Genomic DNA, 21,331 nt, shown 5'->3' on the forward strand with positions numbered 1-21,331 from the left:
ACAAGGAGAAAAAAACAATGCAAAAGGCGGCGCACGAAGTGCGCCGCCTTTTGCATTTCTTATTTCACTTCCACCCACGCATACTTTTTTGCTAAAAAGTTGTCTGGGCCCTCCTTACAGGAGCAGTATACCTTTCACATTTTGAATACAAAACGTTCAAGGTCTTTCATTTGGGTCCCATCCCAAATCTCAACCTCGGCTCGTCAGCCTCCGGCCGGTTGAGGTTAAAACAAAAAGTGCGTTCAGAACGCACTTTTTTGCTATTTAACCTCAATTCCTTACAGGAACAGTACACCTTTTGGATACTTTATTTCGTAATACTCATAAACTATCTCAAAAGGTCCGTTGAAGTCAAAAGAAAACCGCGTTTAGACGCGGTTTTCTCTTAATTATTTGACTTCAACGCCCATAGATCTTGCTGCGCCTTCTACCATTTTCATGGCGGCGTTTATATCATTTGCATTCATATCTACCATTTTCTTCTCTGCGATGGCTTTTACTTGAGCTTTTGTCATGGTTCCAACCTTCTTTGTATTTGGCTTACCTGAACCCTTTTCCTGTCCGATTGCCTTCAGTATCATACTGGCTGTCGGAGGAGTTTTCAGTATAAAATCGTAGGTTCTATCTTCATAAACTGTGATAACAACAGGAAGTATTTCACCGATATTTGCTTTTGTTGCGGTATTAAATTTGTTTACGAAATCTCCGATATTTATACCTGCCTGACCAAGAGCTGGACCGATTGGTGGAGCTGGTGTAGCTTTACCTGCCGGTATCTGAAGTTTTAATTTTTTTGATATTTTCTTTGCCATAATTTTTTATTAGTTTGCTTGAGGCCTGGTTAAAATACCAGAAAGCACCTCAAAAGTAAAGCTATGCCTTTCTTATCTGCAATAAATCAAGCTCGACAGATGTCTCTCTTCCGAACATAAGGACCATCACTCTTGCTTTACCCTTTTCACCATCTATCTCACTTATTTTACCTTCAAGCTCTTTAAACGGACCGTCTACAATCTTCACTGAATCTCCTTTTACAAAGTTTACATCGTGAGTAACTGTGTGTGATTCCATCCTTCCAAGCAAAAAGTCTATTTCCTTCTGAGTAAGCGGAACAGGATATACACCAGCGCCGACAAACCCTGTAACTCTCGGTGTATTTCTAACGACGAACCAAGAATCATCTGTAACGATCATATCTACGAGAATATATCCGGGATATATCTTTTCTTCATCTTCCACTCTCTTATTACCTTTTATTTTTATTTTCTTTTCGATAGGGACAATGACATTGAAAATCTTTTCCTGCATATTCAAGGATTCAATTCTTTGCTTCAAGTTTCTGGCAACGGCATTCTCATATCCAGCGTAAGTGTGAATAGCATACCAATGTCTTCCCTCTTGTATTGTTTGTTTTGCCATTTCTTTATATAAATATCCTTAGTATATTTGTAAAAATGTAGTCAAAAAATCCAAGACTGGCTGCGACTGCAACAGAAATAAAGATTACAAGAATAGTAAACATAAAAGCCTGTTTTCTTGTCGGCCAACTTACATGTTGCATTTCCCCCTTAGTTTCCAATATATAATTTGATAATCTAGACATATTTTTATTTTAATTTCTTTAAAAAACCACCCTTTCGGGCTTGAATACATAATACCATAGTACACAGGTAAAAAGCAAGGGGCGTCCGCCTATGGCGGACGCCCCTTGTCTCTAGCCATTTTATACTCCTTTACTTTATCTCGTAAGTAATACTTACATTCGAAGTAATAGTATTCTCTCCCGCCGGCAATACTGCTTCTGACACATCTTTTGCCATCATAGGCGCCGCGCTCATCACCGCTCTGTCATAATATATCGGATAATTTCCCGATTCAGAAAATGCCGTAACTTTTACAAGCTTTACTCCAAGCCCTTTTGCGATTTTCTCTGCATCGGCGCGAGCATCCGCTATCGCCAAATCTCTTGCTTGCTTTGTTATCTCATCTTGCTTATCAACAGAGAAATTCAATCCGCTCATATCTTTGATCCCAAATTCTCCTAGACCAGAGACGATCTTCCCTGCTTTTGTGAGATCTCTTATTTTGATCTCTATGCCTTGTGAGACACTATATCCTGCGACGACTCTCTTGCCTGAATAACAATTTGGATAAATACTGCAATCCAAAATCTGATTGGCTTTGTTTACGTATTCATATCTAGGATAAATATTGTAGCTTGTAGTCTTTAAGTCTTTCTCATCCACACCTTGCGCTTTGACATAAGTTAAGACTTTAGCGACAGTTTTGTTTACAGTATCTTGAGCGATACCAACATCTAGATTTTCTTCAGTTACTGTAAAAGATACAGTGGCAATATCTGGCTTTACGACAACTTCACCTTTACCTGAAACTACTATAGTACTCACATCTTTATTGTCTAAACCCCTCCATCCATGTCCACCACAAATAGCTCTACCGATAAAGATAACTACTGCGATTAAGATAATGACCCCTAAGACTTTGTGCCATTTTCCTGCTGGACACCAGCCAAATTTCTGACACATCTTACATTCACATTTATTTTCTTGATTTTCCATATTTTTATTATTAAAGATTAACCTGAGAAACTTTTCCTGGGCCTACCAGAAATATTTCACTAATTTGCCAACACAATTATTATATCACCTACCCAATCAGACGGGCAATTCTTAAAAAGATTACAGTATGTTCTCAAACAAGGAGATGACCGTCATCGGCCCTACTCCTCCTGGAACAGGGCTTATGGCACTCACTATTTTAGATACATTTTCAAAATCTACATCTCCGCAAATACCATTTTTCATTTTATTTATCCCAACGTCTATTATTACTTGCTCTTCTCTTACAAAATCTCTTTTTATAAATTCTGCTTTGCCCACAGCTACTACTAAAATATCTGCTGACTTTGTCTCTTCCTTCAGATCTTTTGTTTTACTGTGACAAATGGTCACTGTCGCATCTCTATTAAGAAAAACATTGGCTATAGACCTACCGGCGATAAGAGATCTGCCTACCACTACAACTTTCTTACCTGCAATTTCAATTTCGTAGAAATCCAAAAGCGAAATAATCCCCTTTGCTGTCGCTGGTACTATCGCAGTCTTATCATTTACGAAAAACTTTTTAATATTTGCCGATGTAAGCCCATCAGCATCTTTTTCGGGTCTTATTGTGTCTATGATTTTTACAGCATTAAAATTTACAGGTAATGGCATTTGAACAATAATTCCCGACACATTTTCATCCGCATTCTTTTGATTTATCTTAGAAATAATCTCACCCTCAGAAGCGGTATTTTCGAGCTGAATATACTCCACATCAAAGCCAATCTTCTCTCCAAAGATTTTCTTTTGCTTTATATAAACACTCGATCTCTCATCATTACCTACTTGAAAGATAACAAGCTTTGGCTTCTTGCCCATTTTCGCAATTTTCTCTTTCAGCTTTTCCGAAAGAAAATCTCTAACCTTTTTTCCATCTAATATTTTTATCATTTTATTTAAATATCTTAGACTCGTTGAAGTCGTATCTTTTAGACTTGCGAGATGTCGTTTTTTTGGAGACTCTCGGAGCACGACTGGTGCGAGAGGGAGCAAATTTTTAGCAAAAAATTATGCGTGCTCCAAAAAGGCGACATCTCGCAAGTCTTCTAAACATTATTCCACCTTGCAAATATACCACAAGGCAAAAGGCGACCAGATTTCCCCTCCTCTATAGTAAGCTCGCCATATTCCATCTCCCCACCAAATCCCTGAACAACATGCGCTAAAGCATTTTTGTATGCTGCTGAAGAATATCCTGAAGCATAGCCGTTTATCAAAAAGAAAAGCGGTTTGTCGGAAAGGATTTTCGCACAATTGTCCAAAAGATCCAAGAAATTTTCTTCAATCTTCCAAAGCTCGCCTTTTCCTCCCCTGCCAAAAGATGGCGGGTCCATAATTATCCCATCATATTTATTGCCTCTCTTCATTTCCCTTATGACAAATTTCCTTGCATCATCTAGAATCCACCTCACCGGCTTTTTATCCAAACCAGAAAGCTCGGCATTTTCTTTTGCCCAAGAGATAGCAGAAGTCGAACCATCTACATGCACCACTTCCGCTCCAGCAGAAAGGCAGGCGAGAGTTGCTCCACCAGTGTATCCAAAAAGATTCAAAACTTTCACAGATCTCCCAGCTTTTTTTATAATTTCGCTTGTCCAATCCCAATTTGGCTTTTGTTCAGGGAAAACTCCTGTATGCTTAAAAGCTGTCGGTTTAATATTAAATTTCAAATCGCCAAATGCTATCTGCCATTCGCCCAGCATGTCCTTTTCTTTTTTCCAACCTTTTTTGTCGGGATTTGCATAGAAAAATGCGTTGGCACCTTTCCAATCGCTTTCTGGCAAAAGTTTTTTCCAAAGTGCCTGTGGATCCGGCCTGCGCAAAACATACTTGCCATATCTCTCAAGTTTTTCGCCATTCCCGCTGTCTATAAGCTCGTAATCCTTGCTCACCTCTGTCTTTAATATTGAAAATCTGTGTTCCATTGGAATTACAATAACACAGTTTTGATAAATAAGAAAGTGTACTACATATTAAAAATCTAATATTTTTGATATAATACCAATATGAAAAATGACTCTCTGAGTCCAATTATTAGATTTGGACTAATACTATTTGGAGCAATATTTATACTGGGTGTAATTAGATCATTAAAAATAAATAATCTTGAATCCATGTTTAAGATATGGGTATCGATACTCATAATCTTAGGAATTATTCTTGTGCTGTTTATTAGTAAGAAAGACAAATAGTACATCAGGAAACATCAAAAACTCTTCCTGAATTTTCTAAAAGTTGTAATCGCACCCTTTCTGGATCTTCCCCGCGGATTTCAGCGATTTTTTTATAAACTTCCACTACATAGGCCGGCTCATTGCGCTCTCCCCTGTGTGGGATAGGCGTAGCAAAAGGAGAATCCGTCTCGGCGTGGATTTTATCAAGCAGAATTGTTTTTATAACTTTATCAAAGTCTCTGACATAGGTGATAATGCCGGGGAAAGAAATTGTAAAACCGAGGTCAATAAAATTCTCGGCGGTTTTGAGATTTGAAGTGAAGAAATGCAGATTGCCAAAAACTTTTCCTTCATATTTTTTGAGAATTTCATAAGTGTCGTCGTAAGCCTCACGAATATGAAGCATTAAAGGTTTTTTGTATTTGATGGCAAATAAAATATGTTTTTCAAATTCGGCTTTTTGGCGAGATTTTTCTGCTTCTGTCTTCCTTATTCCGCGATTATCTGCGTCCAGTCCGCGTGGTTCCGCGTAGTCGAGACCACACTCACCTATCGCCACCACTTTCGGACTTTTTACGAGCTTTTCATATTCTTTTTCATCAAATACTTCGCCAGAATTATCATCTGGATGTGCACCAATGCAAGCCCAGACATTTCCATTTGCTTCAGCAATTTTCACCGCTTCTTTTGAACTTTCCAAACCTGTGCCGATAGTAATAGTCGCCACACCGGCATTTTTCATCCTTTCCAAAACAGCATCCCTGTCGGTGCCATAGCTTTCAAAATCTAAATGTGAGTGAATGTCTATGTACTTCATTTCCATTTTCGTTATTTAATGTTTATAGGCGAGCGAAATAGTATTCTTTTTGGAGACTCTCGGAGCACGACTGGTGCGAGAGGGAGCAAATTTTTAGCAAAAAATTATGCGTGCTCCAAAAAGGATACTATTGAGCGAGCCACTACTCTACCCGTAAGAACAACGGTTTCTCCGGATTTTTATCTTCTTTTATCAAAGTTAAAATCGCTTTTGAGGTTTCCGGCATTATTGGCAAAAGTTTAAGGGTAATTCCTCTCAAATGTGTGAGAAGATACACCAAATCTTTTTCTCCTCCAACTTTATCTGTCTTTATCTTTGCAAAAGGTTTTTCTTTTTGAATATATCCGTCAAGTGATTTTATATCCGCCCAGATTTCATCGCAATAATTTTTGATTTCAAATTTCTCAAGAAAATCTACTTTCATATCCGAAGACCAGAATTCAGAAGCTGTATCACCCACTTTCACGCCATTTACCGTCGCCATTTTCATAATCCTACTCACCAGATTCCCCAAACCATTTGCAAGATTGGCATTGTAAGCTTCTTTGAAAGATTCAGCAGACATCGGGCCATCTTCAAAAGTATTTATTTCTCTTGCGACAAAATATCGCAGTGCATCTGTGCCGTATTTTTGTATTAGCTCTACCGGACCGACGACATTGCCGATACTTTTGCTCATCTTCACTCCACCAGGGCCAGTAACAAAGCCATCTATCACGACCGTCTTTGAATTCGGCAAACCACAAGCCATAAGCATTGCTTGCCACATTGCAGACTGCTGGCGAAGATTGTCTTTTCCACAGTATTGCACCATACCGCCGGTATTTACATGCCATTTCTCATACTTCTTCATATCGCTCGGCCAGCCGATCGCCGAAACATAGTTTACAAGTGCATCAAACCAGACATACATTGTGTGTTCGCTATCTCCCGGCACTTCTATACCCCATGGCATTTTGCTCTTTAATCTTGAAATACTGAAATCCTGCAAACCTCTTTTCACAAAAGCTTTTATCTCATTGAATCTAAAATCTGGAATCACAAAATCCGGATTCTTCTCATAATATGCCAAGAGTTTTTCGCCAAATGCGGAAAATCTAAAAAAGTAATTCTCTTCGTCGCGGATTTCAAGAGTGAGATTCGGATGATCAGGGCATTTGCCGTCTGTAAGGTCGGAATCTGTCTTTTCAAGCTCGCAACCGACGCAATATTTCGTTTGATAATTCTTTTTATAAATATAGCCATTCTTATCGCAAACTTTCCAAAAATCTTCGGCTGTTTTTATATGATTCTCGTCTGTCGTCCTTATGAAATTGCGAGTAATACCCTCTTCTTCTGTAAGTCCAAGAAGTTTTATAAGCTCTTTGAATTTGCCGGTGTAGAAATCGACAAATTCTTGTGGTGTCTGCCCAGCTTCTTTTGCTTTTTGAAAAATCTTTTGGCCATGCTCATCTGTGCCGGTATTAAAAAACACCTCATACCCCGTGAGCTTTTTGTAGCGAGCGATAATATCCGCACGCACCATTTCAAGAGCATGCCCCATATGCGCTTCGGCATTTACATACGGCAGAGTAGTAGTTATGTAGAAGTAGCCTTTGGCTCTTATAGTTCGACTTCGCTCGGACATCGTGCCCACATCAGAATGTGGTCGTGCCGCTCCTCGCTCGTCGAAATAGAATAATTTTTTCCCTTTCATTAGCTTTGATTTTCTGAGATTTGTTCTCTACTCTTCCAAAAGAGATGCTTCCTCCTTTCTAGATCATCTACAAATTCCATTATGGTTGAGACAATCGGAACAGAAAGGATTATACCTATAAAACCAGCAAGCTTGGCACCAATAATAAGCGAAAGTATAACAAGTATCGGGGAGACTCCGACGATTTTCTTCACAACAAGAGGGTAAATGAGATGATTTTCAAATTGTTGAATAATTATATAAAGTCCAGTAGTTATCAAAGCAAGCGTTACTCCCCCACCTACAAATGCTGTCATAATACCTGGTATAGCAGAAAGTACTGGACCAAAGACCGGGATAATTTCAAGAAGTCCGGCGAGAACAGCAAGCAAAAGAGCGTTTTTTACTCCAAGAACCATAAGACCAAGATACACGAGTACAGCCACGAGAATCCCAAGAAGCATTTGTCCCTGCATCCAATAACCGATCTTTGTCTGCGATCTCTTCCATAAATCTACAATATATTTTTCGTGTCTTACCGGACTTATTAGTCCTAAGAATTTTGCCACACCATCTTCTTGCACAGCGAGATAAAATGAAAGTACTATTATCAATGTAAATGACAGGAGTCCTCCGAACACTGTGCTTACCATTTTTATCAAGCCGTCTGATACATTTGAGGCAATATCTTGTATGCTCCTTATCAAATCACCGAGACCAAAAGAGGCCGATTTTGAGACGGATTCTAAGGTTGATTTGATCTGATCGTTTGTTGCGTTCTTTGCCAGTTGTTGAGGGTTATTTATTGCATTAGAAATATCCTGTACAGCTTTTTGTGAGGTTGTAACATTGCCTTGATCAATATTTAAGGGATTCCAAAGTGATGTTGTCTCAAGGTATTGAGGTATTGATGAAAGAAAACTCGAAGCCTCACTCAATATTGAAGGAATAAAGAAATAAAAGAGACCAGCGAAAATTCCAAAAAGGCCGAGGTAAGTAACAATAGCGGCTGGGATACGAGAAAGTTTATACTTACGAAACCATTTTATAAGAGGCTCTATACCGGAAGCGATCACGACAGACACCAAGACAACGAGTACGATGTCTTTTATATAGTACAGAAACCATAAACCAAGTATTATCAAAAGGCCTTTAAATATTGATCCCGGAGTTATGTTGATTGTTAATCCTTTATTGTCTGTTTCCATAGTATTAAATAGATGATAACACGATAAAAACTTTTTGAAAAGAAAGAGATTTTTTTCGACTTTTACTGCTCAAGTTCACGCCAGCCCGTGATTTCAAGGCTATTGGAAGACCCTGTAGAGAAATTTGGATTTAGAAGTGCACTATCATAAGTAATCACCACCCCCGTGCCAGATATGATTGTCTTATAAGCCGTAATCTGACTTGCTTTTGCACTGTTACCAAGATTTACAGTACCTTTTTGTGCATTGATTATTATATTGTCTCCAGAGCCAGCGATATTTACTGCATATTCCCCATTGCAAGAAGGGCCAGCGGGGCAATCGCTTGTAGTTACAAACATAATATAGCTTCCGTCTTGTCCGGAACCCTTGACCAGGTTTTCATTAGGAATTGAAATCCTACCATCACTGATGATGATTCCACTATTTGAACCGTAAGACGTCGCTAGTTGTAAACTCGCATTACCAGTCATAGTTATATTACCAATTACCCAGAGAGTGCCAGAAACAATGACTGTACCGGTTCCACTGATATTCAAATCTCCGTTTATTTTCTTTGCCGTACTGATAGTGGTAGTACCAAAACTTACATTTAGAGAATTAAGTGTCCCCCCCGCCAAAGATATCGCTTTCCAATCTGCGACATTTGTATCAGAGATAGGAAAATTGGAAGAGATCGGATCTGGATAGGTTATGTCACAGTTCTTATTGTTCGCCGGTATAGAACCAATCTGGCATCTCATGAAATCTCCAGAATTCACGTAGGTTATGGTGTGAGCTTGTGCTCCGCCAGAAATACTTAATCTATTATTTTGATTTTTCCCAATTATTTTTCCAAAACTTCCACCTAAAAATATCTTAAAATAAGAATCATAATTAGTGTCTCCCCAAGACTGCCCCAATCTGCCGATCTTTGCTGTCCCGCTATTATAAGAATTATCCAAATTTGCACCGATAATATAATAGCTTTTCGAAGGATTACTTTGAACGTTCAGAACTATCCAATATGTATTGCCAACAATCAGAGAGGGGTTTGTAGAAAAAGATACTTCCACCCAACTATAGTCTGTGGTGATAGAAGATGAATCTGTAATAGAAGATAGAAGTATGTCATTGGAATTATCACTAGGGACACCGGAAGAATCTTTAATTATTTCTACTGTTATATCTCCAGGGTTACCTACCTTTTTTATAAAAAGATTTATTTGGGTCAGAGGTGACGATGAAGAAACTATAAAACTCTGTGCTAGATCTTGTGTTCTCTCTGAATCGCCAAATATTATCGAATTCACTGGAGAAGTCGGGTTTATATTCTGCTGATCTACAAAGAGGTTTGGACTATTTGCAACCATTGTTATGCCATTTATTTCTGCATTTGAATTACTTGAAATAATACCTCCATTTGAATAAACATCTCCATTTATTATTCCGTTATTACTAAAGACAAGGCCTCCTAGTCCCGCCTGCAGGGCATAAACAAATGGAATACCGGCACCTTTCTTGATCTTTGTCTCTATATATTTATTATACCCATTTTGATTTGAGACTGTGGATATAGTCATACCTTCTGTAGAGCCACTGGATCCAGATACTGTGGTAATAGCACTAAAATCACCAAGATTAAACGTCTCATTGGGCTGAACAGAAGAATCTGAATATGACTTCACTCTATATACAATGTCTTCAGTACTGGATTCAGACAGATAATAACTTTGCTTTGAATTCCATAGATTAGAGACTGTTCTTGCCTGTTTAATAGTCGGATTTGTCAGACCAGAAATAATAATGAAAGATACTGACATAAAAAGTATCGTCATAAGAAGCATTACTTGTCCTTTTTTTCTATTTATTTTTCTTTTTTTAAGGAAAGACATTTTAATATGAACCCCTTAATATTACTGTGGAATAAAAATCTTCGGTCTTTACAAAATCTTTACCATTATTTTCCAATGTCATTTCTATTTTCACAGCGGAAGAAACAGGGGTGATAATAGGGATAAATTTGAGATTTGAGACCTTAATATTATTTGATGTCAGTGGTCCAAAAAGTGTATTAATCGAAGAAGAAGCGTTTATCATCAAAATATTTGATTGTAAGTAAAACCTTATTATTTCTGGATTACCAGAGGAATCTTTAGAATTAATCTGTAATATTCCATTTGTAACATTCAAGGAGCTGTTTACTAAGTCTATACTTTCTGCATTTCTGATTTCTCTTGTCATCTTTTCAAGACTAGTGATTGCTGAGTCTTTAATACTGTTTGATGCAAAAGATTGCTTATTTGACTTAACGACAGTGATAATAGATTGAACGAGAACTGCCGTTATGACTGTCATGATAGCTACATAGACAATCATCTCAGCTAGAGCGAATCCTGTATTGTTTTTTAAAGAAGACTCTCTCATAATTAATTCAATATATTAGTTATGTATGTTGAGATGGATTTTGTAGTCGTACTTCCTTTGTCTTGCCAAGAAACAGAAACTGTCAGTAATTTCGTATTTGGGTCATCTACACCACCGCTAGAAATTTGGTGATATCCATCTGCATTTCTAGAGACGCTATTTATTGTAAAGCTACTATCAAAATCTCCTGAAAATTCTGGAGCACGAGAAAGTTTCTCCGAAGTTATTTGCCATACTGAAGTGGTGGTACTAAATGAGAGAAAGTATGGAATATTCGATGTTAAGGAAGAAATATTAGACCAGCCGGCATCCCGCACTGTTTTCACTGCCTCTATCCCCTCCTCAGCAAGATAAGCGGCCTTGGTAAACTTAAGGTTTGAACCAGCGCTTGAGAGATAAAGATTACATGCTGTTATAAGCGTAGTAAGAATTACCGAAAAAATGAAGACAGCGACCAAAACCTCCACGAGACCTATTCCTTTTTTAAAATTAGTCTTTTTCACTTTAATTTAAATCTATAACACCGGTCTTATATATTATTATGGTCTTGCTTTGTAATAGATCACCCTCTAAAGACATCATTATTGTTCCACTAGCACTCGTCTCGCCTGTAACTTTATTAAAAATAACTTCATCCCCAAAAATATTACTTGAAATATTTACCGAACTGCCAAGATCATACTGTTTATTATCCGTACCAAGAGAATTTCTAAATAAGACTACTGAATTTTGATTGATATGTACACCGTAGTTTGAAAAATCTTTTGAAGATATTGCCAAGGATCTTGCCTCACTTAGAATAGAAAAAATATTTAATGCACTTCTATCCAAAGACTGTCTCTCTCCAAGAGAAAAGAAAGAGAATACAACAACCGAACAAATCAAAACCAGAATCCCAATAACAATAGACGTCTCAACAAAAGTAAAACCTCTTTTAAGTGACATCGTATGAATCATATCTTATATTGAGTCCATAACGGAGTAGATCGGAGTGATCATAGCAAGTGCAAAGAAGCCGACAGCAACACCGATTATTACCATAAGGATTGGTTCTATTATTGTCGACATATCTTTGGTCTTTTGATCCACAGAATCTTCATAAAATGATGCAACCTCTGTAAGCATCGCTGGTAATCGCCCCGTCTCCTCTCCAACACTCATCATTTCTCCCACGAAAATGGGACAGACTTTTGTATTGGCTAAAAATACACTTGAAATCATTTCTCCTTTTTCTACTTTTATCTTTGCCTCTGTTAAAATATCCTTAAAGTACGAATTCTGTACCACATCACCAACTATAAGTATTGAATCGGCAAAGGGTACGCCGGATGAAAGAAGCGATGAAAGCGTCCTTGCGACTCTTGCGGCGTTTGTTTCTCTTACAAGCTCACCGATAAAAGGAATTCTCAATAATAATCCGTCTATTACTCTCTTCCCTTTCTTTGAAATTGAGAAAATATAACCAAATATACCTATTATAATTATTATAAAGAATGAAATAATTATATTGTTTTTCAAGAAATCGCTAGCAGAGATAAGAATTCTAGTCAAAAGAGGAAGTTCTGACTTCATGTCTTTAAAAGTCGCTGTTATACTAGGCACTACAAAGATAAGCATCAGGGCACCGATTATAATCATGATTGAGATAATAACGGTTGGATATATCATTGCTCCCTTGATTTTGCTCTTCAATTTATACATTCCGTCCATTTGATTCGCCACAATATTGAGAGATTCAGCCAACTTTCCACTCTCTTCGCCTGCTTTAACCATAGAGATAAAGAGCCCAGAGAATGTGTCTGGGTATGTCTTTAATGACTCACTGAGAGTTTTACCTTTCTTTATATCAAGGCCGATAGAGATAGTAATATTTCTGAGTTTGGGATTCTTAATTTGTTTTTCCAAAACAGCAAGGGCACGAGCAAGTGGTAACCCCGCCCCTACCATTGCGCCCAAGTTCTTCGCAAAAATTATACGTTGAAGTGTAGGTACACTACCAAAAGAACCGAGGACTTTTTCAAGAAAAATACTATTCTTACTGATTCCTTGTGCCGTGACTAAAGTATCACCATCAGACTTGAGATCTGCGTATAAGGTAAATTTGTCTGCTGAATCTCGCGTTCCCTCATATCTTTCTCCATTTTGTTTAATTGCTTTAAATTTAAATTTCATATTTTTACTCTGTGACAACCCTCAATACTTCTTCAATGGTGGTAAAACCTTGCACTGCCTTGAAGATCCCGTCTTCAAGCATTGTTATCATCCCCTCTTTCTTGGCTTGTACTTCTATCTCTTGAGAAGTTGCCCCTCTCATGGCAAGTTCTCGTATAGTCGGTGTCATCTTGAGTACTTCATGAATACCGATTCTTCCAGAATATCCGTCTTTAGAATCTACAGATTCTCTTGGTTTATAAAAACTAATCTTGCTCCAACCATCATCTTTACCCACAATCCCTTCCTTTCTTAAAAGCTCAAGAACTCTGTCTAGATCTACCACTTTTGCAAGAGATTCAATTCCCGATTTTGTTAAGAGGACTTTTTCTTTATTTTTATTTAGTCTTCTGACAAGTCTCTGGGCCAAAATAATATTAACAGTAGAGACGAGTAAGAATGGCTCTATTTTCATATCTATAAGGCGCGGTATTGCACCGGCAGCACTATTGGTGTGTAAAGTCGATAAAACCAAATGTCCTGTAAGTGCTGCATTTACAGCGAGGGACGCTGTTTCATTGTCACGTATCTCACCTACCATTATTATGTCTGGATCCTGTCTCACAAGAGAACGCAAACCGTTTGCAAAAGTAAAACCGATTTCTGGTTTAACCTGTGTTTGATTGACTCTTGGCATTTGATATTCGATCGGATCTTCGATCGTAGAGATATTTACATTTGCGGTATTTAAAATCTCTAGAATCGTATAGAGAGTTGTCGTCTTACCAGAACCTGTTGGACCAGTCGTAAGTATCATTCCATTTGCTTGTCTTGTAGCACCATGAACTCTCTCAAGTGCTTCACCATGGAGACCCATGGATTCGAGCGAAAAACCTCCAGCACTTTCCCTCAATAATCTCATTACTGTTTTCTCACCAAAATATGTGGGTATAATAGAAACTCTGAAAGAAACATTTTCACCATTAAGTTCAATCTTGAACCTTCCGTCTTGAGGCAAACGTTTTTCATCAAGCTTTAGATTTGCGAGAACTTTTATCCTGGCTGTAATACTAGTAGAAGCATTTTTAGGCAAAACCATTGCGTCATGGAGAAGCCCGTCTATTCTATATCTGACAAGCATCTCGTTTTCCATACATTCCATATGAATATCGGAAGCATTTTGTAAAATAGCATGTTTAAGTAAAGTATCTACAATACGTACAACTGGTAAATCTTCTGCCATTTTCTTTAATGAGTCCTCTATAGAGTTTGTAGACAAAGATGATTCACTAAGAGCCTTAAGTGCTTGAATATCTTTCTGAATAATATCACCAAACTCCGCTTTTAGACTTTTCTGATACTGAATAACCGCACTTTTTATGGATTCCGTATCGGTAAGTCTCGGTAAGATCTTGAGACCCACCTTCTTCTTTATAAATTCAACAGCAGCAAGATCTTGAGTATCAAGCATTGCTACCTCAAGAGAGTCTATATTTTTCCTAAAAGCTACAATATTGTGTTTCCTAGCTATAGGCTCAGGGACAAGGGACAGGGTATCTAAATCTATTTTTTGATTTTTTAGATCAACAAACGGTATACCAAAAATATAGGCTTGTGCTCTCCTTAAATCATCTTCCGATATCTTACCTCTACTTACAAAAATCTTCTCTGGAGTTTCGTTTGAATTTGTTTTTTTTATCTCCTTTTCAACCTCATCGTATTCTGACCGGCTTATAAGCCCAGCGTCTATGAGAAACTCTTTTAATTGTTTTGGGTCTGACTTCATCTTAGGATGTTTTATTCCAATAAATTATACCATAGAAATAAAATATTGGTTGTGGAAAAGAGATGCCCCACACCTGCATACAGGTGTGGGGCATCTCTTTTATTTTACAATCATATACTATCTACTGTTCTTGTACGTTTCCTCCAGATACAATATTGGTTGAAGTACTGCATGTGCCTTGAAGGGGTCTTCCGGCTGAATTCTTTCCGAATACGGTTACACTAGCATTCTTTAGACCAACCGTAGTATAGATCTTTGATAGAACCGCGGTATTCCCCGTTAATCCATCTGAACCTGTCCAACGAATACTTGTACTAGCTACAATACCAAGCTCGCTATTAGGATCGGATGGGATTGTGACAATCCAGTTTAAAGGTTTATTCACATAGGTAATGTTCCCAGAAGCTGGAGCAAAAGCACATGTAAATGTTGATGTGGCTAATTCATTTATTGTATCCCAAACGTCTACATAACAATTCGCTGATGTGTCTCTATAATATGGATCGACACCAGAATTGGCTGATATTGTCACATTTTTCCTTATAGGATCAGGGTTTGAGTTAGTATAGGTGGTAGTGGATTGTGCAGGGACATCTGCTGTAGTAATACCTGAACTTGGAGTAGTGCTCCCCATCCAACTAAAGTTATAAGGTTCGACGCCTCCTGCTATCGGAGCAACCCAGACCACCCTGCCAGCAGCTGCGTTCAAGACTGGTATATCGTTTTGTGTAGCATAACAAGAAGCTATCATGTTTGGAGTGCAGTCATAGGTAGCTGTTGCGACTTTCAGTGGTGATATTGCAGAATGGCTGACCGCATTGAAAGCCTGAACTGCATATTTATGAACCGAACCTGGTTCGACAACATCTCTGTATGTGGTACTTGTAGTTGTGGCTGAATTTTCAACATCACCACTTACCGGATTGTATCTATAAATAGTATAGTAAGCGGCATGGGGTATAGAGAGCCAAGAGACATCTATTTTTCCACCACATTGTCCAGGTACAGTAGAAGCATAGGCGCTTGCATTTACATCTGAAGTTATAGGACACATCGGTGCGGCATTTGCTGTTGCAGGACTTGATGGAGCAGAGCTTCCGCATAAGCTAATGGCACTCACTCTGTATGAATGCGATGAGTCTAATGCAACAGAAGTGTCGTTGTAGGAAAGAGTAGCCGAAGAAACTGTTGCTAGAGGATTTGTAGAACCATCTTTGTAGATCTTATACCCTCCTGATGCATTTGAAACTGCCGACCAAGAGACCATTAAACCACCCTCACAAGTAGAGCTAGCAACAACAGACACTGCAGGAACTGGTATGGAAGGACAATTCACAGTATAACTTTCATGTCCTGTCAGACTAGCCCAGTTACTATGATCAAAGTTATCTACGGTTGCTGAATAATTTGCATTATAATCCCCTGGGGTAGCCGATGGATTGAAGGTAACATCTAAAGCATTGTACATTGCATTAGAACTGTATTGATTCCTACTAACTGTCTTAGTCTGACCGGCAACATTCAAAGTAAAAGCCATGCCCCTATTACCACAAGCATTTGCATACGCTCTCACCTGAAGAGTTCTGGCTGTACCAGGATCTGCAGCAACTGGTGTCACTTGCGAAAAAACTCCATAAATACTTCCATCTCCACCGTGATTATATGTGTCAATATTAGCCGCCTTTACACCGCTCGCATATATAAACACGATCGCCAAGATTAATACAAATATAAGAGTAAATAATATTGTGATTTTTCTATTCGGTGATTTTCTTGCTAAGAAGATTACTATAATAGCTATAATTATAAGAAGTATCAGACTTATATTCTTTGCGTTAAAGAAGCCTGCCCAATCTGACTCATTTTGTAGCTTAGAGAAATCCTTAGATAGAATTGCATTATATCTCGCAAGAACCTTATCACCTTTGTATGCTACTGCTTCTACCCTTATGCCTTTAGCCTGTTCTGTCGCTGTAATATTTACAATCTTTTTATCACCAATGTTGAAATCCGTTTTGTCTGTATACTCGCCAACTAAGACGTTTTTCTGATTAAATACTTTTAGATCAAAATCTGCCGGGGTACTCGTCGCTACCCTGCCATTCATAATATCAAACGGAGCCCCAGAATAATTTATAGTGATTATGACAGAACTGCCCTTATCTACAGATTCAGCACTGCTTGTAACGCTATTAATGGTGACGATATCACCGTTTACAATATATCTAAAGTCAATTGTTGGAGCCACTTTTTCTCCAGAAGAATTTACCAGATCTAATTTACCAACATAAACCTTTGGATCAAATCCAAAAGTCGGTAAATCTATATTTAAAGTTAAATCTGATTTTGATTTTACAGTTATCTTTGGTTCATCAAATTGTTTGAGTAATCCTCCAACCTCTGACCTATTGTATATACTTATCTTAGGAGTTGCTTCGATCGTTGTACCTGAATCGTTTCTAAAGACGGTGTTTAGATAAACTTTTTCCCCTTCGTAAACCATCGGACCATCCTGTAATCCAAACTTATCTTTACCAACGCCGATATATGAACTGCTAAACTTCAAGAATCCCGTGCCACCAGTGACTTTTACCATTGAGTCTGCCCAACCGAGACCCGTGCCATTTTGCATCGTAGCATGAATCTGAATACCTAATCCTGTTCCACTTGCGCCACTCGGCAATTTATATGAAAAACTTACTTTTCTGTTTTCATTGGCTGAAAGATTAAAAGGACCTATCATAACCGAGTGATCATATTGTATTTGTGGAATGGTATTCTTATAATCACCCATCAAAAAAGTCATGTAGTAGATATTTGGAACAACAGAATTTTCTGTATTAACCAAAGAAAATGAGCCGTGAACATCTTCGCCGGCTTTATATTCGGATTTATCTAACAAAAGATCTCTGACATAAACACCAGGTAGACTAACAATTTGTGCATTTGTTATCGATGGTAATACTACAAGGGACAATAGGAGTGAAAATACCGCTAATAATTTTTTCATATCTTTAAATAAAAAATAAAGGACTAATAAATGAGAGTTATCTCATCTAGTATTATACCAGAAGAGAGGGTGGCTCGGGAGTACCCTCGCCACCACGATAGTGGATAACCTATATTTCTACATTTGGTGCGGCGGGTAGAAGTATATTTGTGGTTGTGCTCAGACCGCCAATAAATGGTGTATTGTTTTCGAGTAATCCAGATATAACAACAGAGATGGTATGCAATCCAACAGTGGTAAATATTATAGGCGAGCTGGAGCTTGTTGTAGTCTCTCCACCATTCCAGGAATACATGAGTGACTCTTGATCTAAGTTAACTGGAGTGCCATTGTTGTCTCCTCTCGTTATACCGGTCCTAGTATCTACAGAAACATCGAATGATTGATTAACATATAAAATTGGAGAAGAAAAGCTTAAAATAGCTCCGTTTATCGGCGTAGCACTTGACCAAACATTTACTGAACAACTAGGGTTCTTCGAGATTTCTTGTACTCCGTATCCAGACATTATTTTTAAATAGACCGTCTTCATTTCAGGATCTTCATTTGGATTAAGATTAAAATTATGGTAATTTGGGATATCTACAGTTCGAGAATCCTCTCCATTTAATCTTGAATCAGTTTCGTCTATCCACAAATATCGGTAATCTCCGTCACCACCGCTTATAGGGAATTCTGTAGTTGGCGAAGCTTTCCATGTCATATCAGTAGAGCTACTTATATTGTCCACCTTTGTATTATGCACATACGCACCACAACCTCCACCGACAATCGACGGAAGACAACTTATAGAAGAATGTTTTGATGAGGAAAAACTTGAAACACTGGAAGAGCTTACACTATTCACAGCTTGAATCGCATAAGTATGTGAATCAGTAGGGACAAGACCTGTGTCTGTTGTCGATGTACCGAAAACTGCTTTCAAAGGAGTTACAATATTGCCATCTTTGTAGAGTTTATAATATTCCGCATATTCCACTTCGGGCCAAGAAATATCCATACTCTCGCACTCACCTATGTCGATCGATGCATTTACAGTTGGAATAGCTGGAGTGCTTGTGATATTGCATGTATTTGTATAATTTACAGATACTGTATTCGATATCGAATCTGAACAACCAGATATATTTTTGGCAATTACTTTATATGTATAAGTTGAACCGGCGGACACTCCGTTATCAGTGTATGTAATCGCATCCGACGAAATATTAACATTGTCTACGGTAGCTATCAGTGAATTATCCCTGTAAATTTCAAATGTCTGACTTGGCGGAGCCGGAGAATAGTATACAGGTCTCCAGCTCAACCCTACCCCTCCATGGCATGTCACATTTGGAGTAGCGGAAAGGCTGATTGCGTTCGTAGACGGCAAAGTGGCGACAACACGGTACGAAGGTGAGCCGAAAGTTTGAGTAGTATCAGTGTATGAATATGCGTTTAAGCTAGAGTTGTAATAAGGATTGACGTCATTCCATATACCGACAACGTATTCAAAACCAGCAAGCGATACTCTATAAGCATAATAAGCTACAGCATTTGATAATTTATACCAAGAAAAATCAGTGCCGGAAGAGTTTGGTGTACCGACATAGACCGGAGAAATAATCTGCGTCGGATGAATTGCGGGACAAGCGACGGTGTAATTTTGATGGGCACTCAAATCTGCTCGATTAGTATCATAAGGGCTACTAATCGATGCATTGAAAGATAAACTATAATTACCTGCTGTGGTTGGTGAGGTGAAAGGACCTAAAGAATAATTTGAAAAGGTCATCGGAATATTATAATCAGGACAATAATACATCCAATCACCGTTAGACCATACCCGATTTCCAGAAGTCACAATATTCGTGTCATCGGTACACCTAACACCATCCCTTGAAAGACTTGTGCTGTATGAACCGGAAGTTAGTGTAAAGGTCTTCGAGTGATTGCTACAGGCATTGGCCGTAGCTGAAACCTGAAGATAGAATTGCTGACCAGGATAAAGCGTACCGACTGGTGAATTTACGAATACGCTATATATAGAACCGTCTCCACCCGTTGTATAACTGTCTATTACATAGGCATCTGACTTATTTATGTTAACAAAAAGGGTAAGGCAGATTATAAGGATGGCACAGAAAGAAGAAGCAGAAATTAAAAAAGCTTGTTTATTCAAAAAATTAGATTTGACAAGAAATTTCATTGGGTGTATTATACCACTACTGAAGTTCGCTGGAAAGCGAACTCGTTTTTTTAGAAAAATTTAATAGTATAATGAAAATAAAATGTTAGATCTTAAAGTGATAAACTCTGTTATAGAACAGATGGAACAAGAAAGGGGAATACCTAAAGCAAAGATGCTTGAGGCTATTGAAATGGCCCTTGCTACTGCCTACAAAAAAGAATACGGTAAGAAAGGACAAATAATAAAATCAAAGTTAGATATAAATAGCGGAAAAGCCGAGTTCGTGCAGGTTAAAATGGTTGTAGACAAAGATGCCGTCGTGATGAGAGAAGAAAAGAAGGATGAGAAAAAAGAGAAAGAAGACAAGAGGAGAAAAGGTTTTGATAAAGATGATGGAGAGAAAATAGAAATCAACGAAGAAACTGGAGAAAAGATAATCTATTATAATCCTGAACATCATATATTTCTTGAAGATGCTAAGAAGATTAAGAGGGATGCCAAAATTGGTGATGAGCTTATCTTCCCTCTTGAAGAGAAGTCAGATTACGGAAGAATCGCCGCACAAACCGCAAAACAAGTCATCATACAAAAAATCAGAGAGGCTGAAAAAGTTTCTGTTTTCAACGAATATGGAGAAAAAGAAGGCCAAATAGTCACAGGTACCGTACAAAGAGCGGAGAGAGGAAATATTTTCGTAGATATGGGTAGAGCTACAGCTATTTTACCTTTCGAGGAACAAATACCTGGTGAAAAATACATTCCTGGTGAAAGAATAAGGGGGTATCTATACAGAGTGGAAGAAACACCAAAAGGAATTTTCTTGAGATTATCAAGATCACATCCGAAATTCTTGGAAGAATTGTTTAAAACAGAAACACCGGAACTTGGCGCAGGCACTGTGGAGATAAAAGCTATTGCAAGAGAAGCCGGCTCAAGATCAAAGATCGCTGTCGCCTCAAAAGACGAACATATTGATCCTGTCGGTTCACTTGTAGGACAAAGGGGTGTCAGAGTTTCTACTGTTATGTCGGAACTTGGCGGAGAAAAAATAGATATTATTGAGTGGTCAGATGATGCAAAGAAATTTATTGAAGACGCCCTCTCACCGGCTCGGGTACTTAGTGTTTCAATAAATGAAGCAGAGAAGAAAACCACAGTAGAGGTTGCTGCCGATCAGCAGTCTCTCGCTATCGGAAAAGGAGGACAAAATGTCCGCCTTGCTGCTAAACTCACTGGTTGGAAAATAGACATAGTCGCGGTTGAGGGAGAATACGTCGAGGCCGAAGAAACAAAAGAAGAAAAGTAAGGAC

The 21,331-nt window shown here is 38.2% G+C and carries 18 protein-coding genes; 1 reads left to right on the forward strand and 17 read right to left on the reverse strand.

The annotated features are described in order from the left end of the window. Positions 1 to 389 precede the first annotated feature (389 nt). The 17 genes from rplK to WC631_02675 form a co-directional block, all read right to left on the reverse strand. Complete coding sequence (rplK, locus tag WC631_02595) at positions 390 to 812, reverse strand: 50S ribosomal protein L11 (GenBank protein ID MFA6227337.1); 423 nt, start codon at positions 810 to 812, stop codon at positions 390 to 392. A 61-nt stretch (positions 813 to 873) separates the two neighbouring features. Next, positions 874 to 1,419 carry a transcription termination/antitermination protein NusG gene (gene nusG / locus WC631_02600; protein MFA6227338.1) on the reverse strand — a complete coding sequence of 182 codons (546 nt, stop codon included), beginning with the start codon at positions 1,417 to 1,419 and terminating at the stop codon, positions 874 to 876. Between the two features lie 4 nt (positions 1,420 to 1,423). Further along, the gene (gene secE, locus WC631_02605; protein MFA6227339.1) at positions 1,424 to 1,603 is read right to left on the reverse strand and encodes a preprotein translocase subunit SecE; all 180 of its coding nucleotides are present in this window, start codon (positions 1,601 to 1,603) and stop codon (positions 1,424 to 1,426) included. A 130-nt stretch (positions 1,604 to 1,733) separates the two neighbouring features. Next, positions 1,734 to 2,579, reverse strand: coding sequence for an SIMPL domain-containing protein (locus WC631_02610; protein MFA6227340.1), 846 nt, complete (start codon positions 2,577 to 2,579; stop codon positions 1,734 to 1,736). A gap of 120 nt (positions 2,580 to 2,699) precedes the next feature. Further along, on the reverse strand, positions 2,700 to 3,515 hold the full coding sequence (locus WC631_02615; GenBank protein ID MFA6227341.1) for a bifunctional 5,10-methylenetetrahydrofolate dehydrogenase/5,10-methenyltetrahydrofolate cyclohydrolase: 816 nt from the start codon (positions 3,513 to 3,515) through the stop codon (positions 2,700 to 2,702). Between the two features lie 155 nt (positions 3,516 to 3,670). After that, complete coding sequence (locus tag WC631_02620; GenBank protein ID MFA6227342.1) at positions 3,671 to 4,549, reverse strand: class I SAM-dependent methyltransferase; 879 nt, start codon at positions 4,547 to 4,549, stop codon at positions 3,671 to 3,673. A 271-nt stretch (positions 4,550 to 4,820) separates the two neighbouring features. Next, complete coding sequence (locus WC631_02625; protein MFA6227343.1) at positions 4,821 to 5,621, reverse strand: TatD family hydrolase; 801 nt, start codon at positions 5,619 to 5,621, stop codon at positions 4,821 to 4,823. Positions 5,622 to 5,757: 136 nt separating this feature from the next. Further along, positions 5,758 to 7,311 (reverse strand): methionine--tRNA ligase, encoded by a 1,554-nt coding sequence (gene metG, locus WC631_02630; GenBank protein ID MFA6227344.1) that lies wholly within the window; start codon positions 7,309 to 7,311, stop codon positions 5,758 to 5,760. Further along, a complete protein-coding gene (locus WC631_02635) occupies positions 7,311 to 8,498 on the reverse strand; it encodes an AI-2E family transporter (GenBank protein MFA6227345.1) in 1,188 nt (395 codons plus the stop codon). The genes metG and WC631_02635 overlap by 1 nt, the downstream gene beginning before the upstream one ends. Positions 8,499 to 8,560: 62 nt before the next feature. After that, complete coding sequence (locus tag WC631_02640) at positions 8,561 to 10,372, reverse strand: hypothetical protein (protein ID MFA6227346.1); 1,812 nt, start codon at positions 10,370 to 10,372, stop codon at positions 8,561 to 8,563. Between the two features lies 1 nt (position 10,373). Continuing rightward, positions 10,374 to 10,904, reverse strand: coding sequence for a hypothetical protein (locus tag WC631_02645; GenBank protein ID MFA6227347.1), 531 nt, complete (start codon positions 10,902 to 10,904; stop codon positions 10,374 to 10,376). 2 nt (positions 10,905 to 10,906) lie between these two features. Then, positions 10,907 to 11,407, reverse strand: a complete 501-nt coding sequence (locus tag WC631_02650; GenBank protein MFA6227348.1) for a prepilin-type N-terminal cleavage/methylation domain-containing protein — start codon at positions 11,405 to 11,407, stop codon at positions 10,907 to 10,909. 1 nt (position 11,408) lies between these two features. Next, entirely contained in the window at positions 11,409 to 11,861 is a 453-nt protein-coding gene (locus tag WC631_02655) for a hypothetical protein (protein ID MFA6227349.1), read from the reverse strand. A 3-nt stretch (positions 11,862 to 11,864) separates the two neighbouring features. After that, on the reverse strand, positions 11,865 to 13,076 hold the full coding sequence (locus WC631_02660; protein ID MFA6227350.1) for a type II secretion system F family protein: 1,212 nt from the start codon (positions 13,074 to 13,076) through the stop codon (positions 11,865 to 11,867). A gap of 4 nt (positions 13,077 to 13,080) precedes the next feature. Then, entirely contained in the window at positions 13,081 to 14,841 is a 1,761-nt protein-coding gene (locus tag WC631_02665) for a GspE/PulE family protein (protein ID MFA6227351.1), read from the reverse strand. 121 nt (positions 14,842 to 14,962) lie between these two features. After that, positions 14,963 to 17,851, reverse strand: a complete 2,889-nt coding sequence (locus WC631_02670; protein ID MFA6227352.1) for a hypothetical protein — start codon at positions 17,849 to 17,851, stop codon at positions 14,963 to 14,965. A 109-nt stretch (positions 17,852 to 17,960) separates the two neighbouring features. After that, positions 17,961 to 20,039 carry a hypothetical protein gene (locus tag WC631_02675; GenBank protein ID MFA6227353.1) on the reverse strand — a complete coding sequence of 693 codons (2,079 nt, stop codon included), beginning with the start codon at positions 20,037 to 20,039 and terminating at the stop codon, positions 17,961 to 17,963. Between the two features lie 82 nt (positions 20,040 to 20,121). On the opposite strand from WC631_02675, the gene nusA reads away from it, so the two are divergent. Further along, positions 20,122 to 21,327 carry a transcription termination factor NusA gene (gene nusA, locus WC631_02680; GenBank protein MFA6227354.1) on the forward strand — a complete coding sequence of 402 codons (1,206 nt, stop codon included), beginning with the start codon at positions 20,122 to 20,124 and terminating at the stop codon, positions 21,325 to 21,327. Positions 21,328 to 21,331 lie beyond the last annotated feature (4 nt).

The organism is Candidatus Paceibacterota bacterium (assembly GCA_041663045.1).
Lineage (GTDB): Bacteria > Patescibacteriota > Minisyncoccia > Phycocordibacterales > GWA1-40-21 > Bog-1340.